This window comes from Geomicrobium sp. JCM 19039, assembly GCF_000698145.1.
GTDB lineage: Bacteria > Bacillota > Bacilli > Bacillales > Marinococcaceae > Geomicrobium_A.
The window spans coordinates 1-2049 of the sequence record NZ_BAXB01000051.1 but is presented as its reverse complement, the minus strand read 5'-3'; the positions used below and the strand labels follow the sequence as shown (position 1 = coordinate 2049).

General features: G+C 54.9%; 1 rRNA gene. It reads right to left on the bottom strand.

Annotated features, from left to right (window positions below):
* Window positions 1-2049: ribosomal RNA gene (locus JCM19039_RS21185) — 23S ribosomal RNA — on the bottom strand; the annotation flags it as partial.

Here is a 2049-nt window from a genome sequence, read left to right as displayed (position 1 = left end):
GGGAAATCTCATCTCGAGGGGGGCTTCATGCTTAGATGCTTTCAGCACTTATCCCTGCCACACGTAGCTACCCAGCCATGCTCCTGGCGGAACAACTGGTACACCAGCGGTATGTCCATCCCGGTCCTCTCGTACTAAGGACAGCTCCTCTCAAATTTCCAACGCCCACGACGGATAGGGACCGAACTGTCTCACGACGTTCTGAACCCAGCTCGCGTGCCGCTTTAATGGGCGAACAGCCCAACCCTTGGGACCTACTTCAGCCCCAGGATGCGACGAGCCGACATCGAGGTGCCAAACCTCCGTCGATGTGGACTCTTGGGGGAGATTAGCCTGTTATCCCCAGGGTAGCTTTTATCCGTTGAGCGACGGCCCTTCCATACGGTGCCGCCGGATCACTAAGCCCGACTTTCGTCCCTGCTCGACCTGTATGTCTCGCAGTCAAGCTCCCTTCTGCCTTTGCACTCTTCGAATGATTTCCAACCATTCTGAGGGAACCTTTGGGCGCCTCCGTTACTCTTTAGGAGGCGACCGCCCCAGTCAAACTGCCCACCAGACACTGTCCCTGAACCGGATCACGGTTCGAGGTTAGGATTCCAACACAGCAAGGGCAGTATCCCACCAGCGCCTCCACCGAAGCTAGCGCTCCGGTTTCCAAGGCTCCTGCCTATCCTGTACAAGCTGTGCCCAAACCCAATATCAAGCTACAGTAAAGCTCCATGGGGTCTTTCCGTCCTGTCGCGGGTAACCTGCATCTTCACAGGTACTATAATTTCACCGGGTCTCTCGTTGAGACAGTGCCCAAGTCGTTGCACCTTTCGTGCGGGTCGGAACTTACCCGACAAGGAATTTCGCTACCTTAGGACCGTTATAGTTACGGCCGCCGTTTACTGGGGCTTCAATTCGGACCTTCGCCGAAGCTAAGTCCTCCTCTTAACCTTCCAGCACCGGGCAGGTGTCAGCCCCTATACTTCGTCTTACGACTTCGCAGAGACCTGTGTTTTTGATAAACAGTCGCTTGGGCCTTTTCACTGCGGCTCCCCAGGGCTATTCACCCCAAGGAGCACCCCTTCTCCCGAAGTTACGGGGTCATTTTGCCGAGTTCCTTAACGAGAGTTCTCCCGCGCGTCTTAGAATTCTCATCCCATCTACCTGTGTCGGTTTGCGGTACGGGCACCTGTCTCCTCACTAGAGGCTTTTCTCGGCAGCGGAGGATCAGGGACTCAAGGGCGCTTTGCCCTTTCGCGGTCACGACTCAGCCTTCTTGTTGGACGGATTTGCCTATCCAACAGCCTCGTTCGCTTCGACGCACATCCAATTGTACGCTCTCCCTACCTTTCTGCGTCCCCCCATTGTTCAAACAGAGACAAGGTGGTACTGGAATTTCCACCAGTTTGCCATCGCCTACGCCTTTCGGCCTCAGCTTAGGTCCCGACTAACCCTGAGCGGACGAGCCTTCCTCAGGAAACCTTAGATTTTCGACGGAAGGGATTCTCACCCTTCTTTTCGCTACTCATACCGGCATTCTCACTTCTGTACGCTCCAACAGTCCTCACGGTCTGCCTTCTCTGCCTACAGAACGCTCCCCTACCCAACTCAAAAGAGTTGCCACAGCTTCGGTGGTGTGTTTAGCCCCGGTACATTTTCGGCGCAGCGTCACTCGACCAGTGAGCTATTACGCACTCTTTCAATGGTGGCTGCTTCTAAGCCAACATCCTGGTTGTCTAAGCAACGCCACATCCTTTCCCACTTAACACACACTTGGGGACCTTAGCTGGTGATCTGGGCTGTTTCCCTCTTGACGACGGATCTTAGCACTCGCCGTCTGACTCCCGGATATAAATCACTGGCATTCGGAGTTTGACTGAACTCGGTAATCCGGTAGGGACCCTCATCCAATCAGTGCTCTACCTCCAGCATTCTCTTTCCGAGGCTAGCCCTAAAGCTATTTCGGGGAGAACCAGCTATCTCCGTGTTCGATTGGCATTTCACCCCTACCCACACCTCATCCCCGCAGCTTTCAACCTACGTGGGTTCGGGCCTCCAGTC